Here is a 6,379-nt window from a genome sequence, read left to right as displayed (position 1 = left end):
TCGATGGTCACCACACATGTTTTTATCGCGGTCAGTCTTGATGGTTATATCGCCCGACAGGATGGCGATATCGACTGGTTGTTGCAGCGCGATGATCCGACAGAAGATCATGGTTATGCCGCATTCATCGCGGACAAGGATTGGATAGTTATGGGCCGGGGCAGTTATGAGAAGGTACTAACCTTTGACGAATGGCCTTATGATCGCCCCGTGCTGGTGCTCTCCCGACAGCTAACCGATCTCCCCGTACCCGAGAAACTAAAGGGCAAAGTGCAGTTCTCATGCCGCACGCCAGCAGAGGTACTGGCTGACCTCAAGGGGCAGAACGCACATCGCGTCTATATCGATGGCGGGCAGGTAATACAGTCGTTCCTGCGCGAAGGTCTGGTCTCCGATATCGTTATCACCACCGTTCCTGTCCTGCTCGGTTCAGGAAAACCGTTGTTCGGATCCCTGAACGGGGATATAGATTTGACTCTGTTATCAAGCCGCAGCTTCCCTTCGGGTCTGGTGCAGTCGCACTATCGGCTGATGTCATAAACCGCAAAAACATAGCTGCGGCCTTCGCTAAAGTGAGCGTACCGCCCTGCTGAGAGCGGTACTCTCTTACTTCGACAATCTTGCTACTGTTAACGAAGAGAGCATCAGAGAACAGATCAACAAAACCCGGATCTGGCCCGTGGCAATATCTTCGATCACATTGACGTGTTCTACAACCGGTCCCGGAGCCACAGCCCTCTCAGCGGTGTCAGTCCAGAGGCCTTCAAACCGCCCTCGTCATGAGCACAGCATTAATCTGCGTCGTGGGCCAGCCCGGGCAAAAATGCCTGCTTCCACTTCTCGCTCAAAGCGGACGGCCAGCCCTGCGTCGTCTGCGTTGCGCCAGAAGCGGATATTGTTATCAATTGTTGGACACACGCGGAACTACCTTTTTGCCACAATCCGCATTTCCACCAGTGCATTTTCTGGAATAAATTCCGATACGCCAATCGCTGACCATGCCGGGTATGGAGCCTTTATATATTCATCTTTTACTTTAGAAAAAACGTCTATATGTTTTTTGAGATCAATATGAAAGGTGGTCATCTCAAGGATGTTTTCATAGTTTAAACCGGCAGCTTTTAAATAAACGCCAAGCTTATAAAACGCATCGTGGAATTGTTCTTCAGGATGCTTACTTATAGGTTTGTCCTTACGTGCGGCAGTAACACCTGAAAGATAAACCGTGCCATCAGCTTCGATGATGGGGGAGAAATGCCAGTCATTGAAATAATGCTGGAACTCATCAGGAACTATCGATTTTTTCATGATTTTCTCAGGTTAATGACTTAATCAATGCCAATCGCTCGTAACTATCGGTGATATCTAATAAGTATCTCTCCATTTTTCACTTCCTTTTAAATGTGTACTCTCTAAGTTTATCTTTAGCTCTTGGGCTGCCATCATCCGCTAACTCACGCAACACTTCGCTATTAAACGGCTGAAACCTATACGGACTCTCCATAACTATCTTACTTTGCGAGCCTGAGTCTTTCTGTGACAGATCATTCGCATCTCCGGCATGAACGCCATTTGCCACAGGATTGAATAGCAACTGTTCCTGTAGTCACTTTTGTGGGAGCAGACCATAAAAGTGACTACTTCCGCTCTTCGCTCACAGCGGCCATACTGTTCAGTCGGTTTTTCCGCTTTGTGCCAAAGCTGACATTACTGAACGTATATTTCATTTTTTCTCTCTTTACAGCTGTGTATCTCTTAAAGCTTCGGCAATGAAATCTACAAAGCTACGAACCTTGAAAGGAATGCGTATCGCACTGGGATACACTGCCTGAATGGTAAGTTCCGTTGTCTTGTACGCTGGCAGCAGCTCAATCAGTCTGCCCTGTTTTATATGCTCACAAAAAACAAAACTGGGACCATATGCTATGCCTGTTCCTGCCAGGGCGGATTCCAGAAGTAACTGAATATTATTGGACGTGATTCGGCATGCACTTTCGATACGGTGGAGGCTGCCGTCAGGGTGGCAAATTGTCCAGTCTCCCGCTGAAACCGCCTGGCTGAACGCCAGACGCGGTGCGCGGGAAATATCTTCCGGCGTCTCTAGTGTGCCATGTTTTTTCAGATACTCTGGTGATGCACATAAAACCATCTTGCAGGGCGCCAGCCGCCGGGTAACCAGCGACGGATCGTCAAGACTCCCAACCCTGATGGCAACATCAATTCGATTTTCAAGCAGGTCTGCGTATTTATCTTCAAGCACAACATCCAGACTGACCTCCGGAAATTGTTCCAGATAACGTGACACGATCGCCCCAAGATACATTGCACCGAAGGCGACCGGCGCAGCAATGCGAAGTAACCCGCGCGGTGTTGCCTGGACATCTCTCGCTTCTCTGTTCGCATCTTCCACAGCCTCAAGAATAACTTTGCAACGTTCATAATATCGCTGCCCCACATCCGTCAGGCTCAGACGACGTGTTGAACGCTGAATAAGTCGTGCATTTAAATCGGATTCAATAGCACTGACATGTTTTCCTGCCATTGCCGCTGAAAGCTTAAAACGTCTTGCAGCCGCCGCAAAACTTCCTTCTTCCACTGCCGACATAAAAATCTGCATGCTGATAAATCTGTCCATAAATCCCGCCATTCGATAATTTGAGTATCGTCTATCGATATTATTTCACGGATTATCATTAATTGAGGCTGTGATTAACATTGTTTTCATTCCTCAGGAGGTGTGAAACAATGAAAATTAACGTGAACAATACGGGTATCAATGTACAGCTACAGGGCAGCGGTGAACTTGCGCTGGTTTTTTTGCACTATTATGGCGGCTCATCCCGTACATGGGAGAGCGTGACAGGTCAGTTACCAGACCGCTACCGCACGGTTGCCATTGATCATCGTGGCTGGGGCTTGTCAGACGCTCCCGAATCCGGATACAGGATTGAAGACCTTGCCCGGGATGCCGAAGGCGTTATTTCGGCGCTTGAGCTTAAACGCTACATTCTGGTTGGCCATTCGATGGGGGGGAAGGTCGCCCAATTGATGGCATCGCGCCAGCCCGAAGGGCTTGAGGGTCTGGTTCTCATTGCACCCTCCCCACCTTCCCCCATGCTGCTTTCCTCAGAGGAGCGCGACAGACTATCCAGCGCCTATAACAGCCGCGAATCAGTCGGGTTTGTCATCGATAATGTCCTGACGGCGCGGCCGCTCAGTCCTGCGCTTCGTGAGCAGGTTATCGAGGACAGTTTAGGAGCGTCAGTCGGAGCCAAAGCAGGCTGGCCCGGTGTAGCGATCAGCGAGGACATCACCCGGGAAGTCGCCTCCATTAATGTTCCGGTCAGAGTCATCTCAGGGGAACTGGACCGGGTCGATACCCCGGAAACTTTGCAAAGAGAGTTGTTACCCCGTATTCCTCACGCAGCGATGTATATTATTCCCGGAACGGGACACCTTTCACCGCTTGAATCACCCGGTGTGATCGCCAGTCACCTGGCTGCCTTCGCTGCATCGATTGAAAAGAGTGCCGCGGTTTATCACTCACCTGGTGAAACCATCGCCGCCTTTGATGAAGCATTTAATGCGGGAAAAATTGATAACTTAATGTCTGTTTTCAGTAACCGCGCCACCATGAAAATGACTGATGGAACTGTTATTGAAAGTAATCCTGAAGCACTACGGATGGCTTTAATCGCGCTGACATCATCACGGCCGGTTAAAGCAGCAATTCTGATGGTGCACGTTTCACGAGTTGCCAGATTCCTTGTTGATGGTTTTGCTAGCTACATTTTATCCCCATTGAATGTCCGCTCCTCGCTCATAGCGGACTTTTGCACTTCAGCCGCCCGGCGGGCGGCTCTCAGTTTTAACTCATTTCTCAGAATAAAAGCTCCAGTCCGCAGCAGTCGCAAGTGTTACAAATGGGCCTGCCAGGGTGGCGTTGTGATGGTTGATGATTTCGTTAGCTGCCAGGTAGCGGTTATCCATTGTTGTGTGCGCATCTGAAATCAGCACGGTTCTGAACCCGAGTTCAGGCGCTGCACGACAGGTAGTGTCCACACAGAATTCTGTTTTCATCCCGGCGATGACAAGTTGTTTTATTCCCCGCTTGCCGAGCTGAAGCTGAAGACAGGTATTCCGGAAACAGCTGGGATACTTTTTGATGAAAACGACATCGAGTTCAGCATTCACCCTCATTTCGGGTATCAGTTGTGTTAAGGGACTTTGCTCAGAGAAGGGGGAATCGTCAGGTCCGGTGTGACGGGCAAAAAATACCGGCACTTGCGCCTGCCTGGCTTTTTTTATAAGCAGGCAAATGTTTGACAAAACCGAGTCTGCGCAATGGGGTGAAGAGGGGCCGCTGAAAAGCCCCTGCTGCATATCGATAACTAAAAGTGCATTTTCAGATGAAATCATGATGTATCTCCATTCAGTAAGTCATGAACGGAGAGATTTCCTTCCCCGTCCGGTTGGGCGGGGAGTCAGAATCTGTTTTGTCAGAAGTCAGTCACAGATGCGCACACGCCGCCGAAGGTTTCGGTGGTGGTCGCGGTTGTCACTGGCTTAACTAACTTAATCATTTTCAGACGTGCTCTGTTAAGTTGAGAATCAGTAAATACCAAGAATCTTAAAACATGCTCTTCATCTTTTAGCATCGGAAATCAGTGATTTCAACGTATATGTTTCCTGATTGATGGCGTCTCCTGTTGGCATATCACGACCCCACAAAAGCTAATACTAGCTTCCGCTCCTCGCTCTGAGCAGCCGTTCGGTTGCTTTAGAACGAAGGCCGTCAAATTCTGACCCGGGCGGCGGATGGGAATGCCATCAGGCCAGTCTGGCACTGGGCACAATGGGCGGTGTAGCCAAAACGAGAGTGTATTACCGTACGGGCTTTCTCAGACATAAGTGGTGTGTAACTTTGTCCATACCAGACAAAGCGACAAAGCCAGCCCGTTCATAGAAGGTGAATGCCGATGATGGCGCGTTCGTGTTGATAAAATCAAACCAGAGATCAGCGTCCCTCAGTATTTCGCTGAGTAAACCGCTGCCAACCCGATTTCTTCTCCATCGCATGTCTACATAGAGATGTCGCAGACGTCCAGTGCCAGTTTCTTGCGTAAAAGGATCGATGTTAAGTCCGCACACGCCAACAATTAAACCATCAGCATAAGCCCCAAGTAGTTTTTCTCCGGGCCTGTCAAAGCGGTTTTGTCCGCTTAGCCAGTTTTCTTCAAGTCGGCGTAGCATGTTCAACCCTTCAGCGATGCTCTGCGATTTTAACTCCGCAAATCCCGGGCTGTCCGGGGTGAAGGTTGTGAATTGGATATTCATGAGCCGTTCCAATGATTTCAGTTTGCATAATCTGGTGAGAATAGCCGGACTGTTCAGGCCAGCGCTGTATGACGAAAACGAGCGGGTTTGCCAGCCGTTCTGCTACCGCTGCGGCGATAGATGCCGGATTGTGCCTGCAATTTACACGGCAGGCATAAAAAAGGCCGCTAGTGCGACCCAAATTATCGTTCAGGCTTTGGCGGAGTCCCGCCAGTATTCCGGCGGCAGCCATCCCTGATTTGCCATACCTCTCGAATTGCCTGATTTCATATATTTCCTGATGATTGCTCATCGGGATATAAAAGAATACTGAGCAAAATTGGCGGCCCGTCAGACGCCGGCCGCAGAAGCCTGCTCATCCCCTGTTGTGCCAGGAGCGGAGGTTAATCGTATCACGCTCTCGTTAATTAACACTCAGTACACGATTTGCGTCCCAGCCCTTCATCGCGAATGATACCGAGGTATTAAGTTCTTCGCCTGTTGCCCCATCACGCGCTTGAGTTGACAGGCCTATCTCAAAGCTGTGCAAATACATAGCCAGCGCCCGTGCATCGGTATCTGCGGCCAGTTCACCCGCATCTATTGCTCTGCGGACACAGTTAAGGAACCCTTCGCGGGTACGGGTGCGTCGTACTTCCAGCATCTTGCGGATATGCTCGTGTCCGGGCGAACAGGTATTGACGGATAACGCTATCAGGCAACCGCTTGGGTGCCCCTGCTCTGTCTGCATTTTTGCTGAACGACGCAACGCTAGTTCAGTGGCCTCACGCGGTGTAAGAGTATCGTCCCAGAGGCAATCATTAACCTGGCCATAAGTCGACAAATAGCAATCAACAACTTCTTCAAACAGCGCCTCTTTCGAACCAAATGCCGCATAAAAACTCGGTGCCGTAATGCCGTTGCCGAGATGTGCTTTAAGCAGGGCGAGAGAAGTAGACTCATAGCCATACTGCCAAAAAAGGTACATCGCCTGACGAACTGCCTCTTCCCGGTCAAATAATCGTGGACGTCCCATCTTTGCCATATCCGCTCCTGCTTTCGC

Annotated in this window: 7 protein-coding genes and 1 pseudogene; 2 read left to right on the top strand and 6 right to left on the bottom strand. The window is 49.8% G+C overall.

The features are described from left to right. Positions 1 to 3 precede the first annotated feature (3 nt). Positions 4 to 540 carry a dihydrofolate reductase family protein gene (locus AAIG39_RS24140; RefSeq protein ID WP_343194917.1) on the top strand — a complete coding sequence of 179 codons (537 nt, stop codon included), beginning with the start codon at positions 4 to 6 and terminating at the stop codon, positions 538 to 540. Between the two features lie 237 nt (positions 541 to 777). Here the strand turns inward: AAIG39_RS24140 and AAIG39_RS24130 are convergent, their stop codons facing one another. The 3 genes from AAIG39_RS24130 to AAIG39_RS24120 all read right to left on the bottom strand — a co-directional run bounded on the left by AAIG39_RS24130 (position 778) and on the right by AAIG39_RS24120 (position 2,635). Further along, entirely contained in the window at positions 778 to 918 is a 141-nt protein-coding gene (locus AAIG39_RS24130) for a hypothetical protein (protein ID WP_343194915.1), read from the bottom strand. 6 nt (positions 919 to 924) lie between these two features. Continuing rightward, on the bottom strand, positions 925 to 1,308 hold the full coding sequence (locus AAIG39_RS24125) for a RidA family protein (protein ID WP_090088685.1): 384 nt from the start codon (positions 1,306 to 1,308) through the stop codon (positions 925 to 927). 430 nt (positions 1,309 to 1,738) lie between these two features. Continuing rightward, positions 1,739 to 2,635, bottom strand: a complete 897-nt coding sequence (locus AAIG39_RS24120) for a LysR family transcriptional regulator (protein WP_343194914.1) — start codon at positions 2,633 to 2,635, stop codon at positions 1,739 to 1,741. A gap of 110 nt (positions 2,636 to 2,745) precedes the next feature. Between AAIG39_RS24120 and AAIG39_RS24115 the strand changes: the two are divergent. Then, positions 2,746 to 3,477 (top strand): annotated as a pseudogene (locus AAIG39_RS24115) (alpha/beta fold hydrolase); the annotation flags it as partial. A 396-nt stretch (positions 3,478 to 3,873) separates the two neighbouring features. Here AAIG39_RS24115 and AAIG39_RS24110 read toward each other — a convergent pair. The 3 genes from AAIG39_RS24110 to AAIG39_RS24100 all read right to left on the bottom strand — a co-directional run bounded on the left by AAIG39_RS24110 (position 3,874) and on the right by AAIG39_RS24100 (position 6,361). After that, a complete protein-coding gene (locus AAIG39_RS24110; protein WP_343194913.1) occupies positions 3,874 to 4,419 on the bottom strand; it encodes a cysteine hydrolase family protein in 546 nt (181 codons plus the stop codon). Between the two features lie 465 nt (positions 4,420 to 4,884). Then, positions 4,885 to 5,337 carry a GNAT family N-acetyltransferase gene (locus tag AAIG39_RS24105; RefSeq protein WP_343194912.1) on the bottom strand — a complete coding sequence of 151 codons (453 nt, stop codon included), beginning with the start codon at positions 5,335 to 5,337 and terminating at the stop codon, positions 4,885 to 4,887. Between the two features lie 403 nt (positions 5,338 to 5,740). Beyond that, positions 5,741 to 6,361, bottom strand: a complete 621-nt coding sequence (locus AAIG39_RS24100) for a TetR/AcrR family transcriptional regulator (RefSeq protein ID WP_343194911.1) — start codon at positions 6,359 to 6,361, stop codon at positions 5,741 to 5,743. Positions 6,362 to 6,379 lie beyond the last annotated feature (18 nt).

This window comes from Phytobacter palmae (genome assembly GCF_039409775.1).
Taxonomy (GTDB): domain Bacteria; phylum Pseudomonadota; class Gammaproteobacteria; order Enterobacterales; family Enterobacteriaceae; genus Phytobacter; species Phytobacter palmae.
Note: the sequence above shows the minus strand (reverse complement) of the source record. Positions and strands in the feature narration are given on the sequence as shown.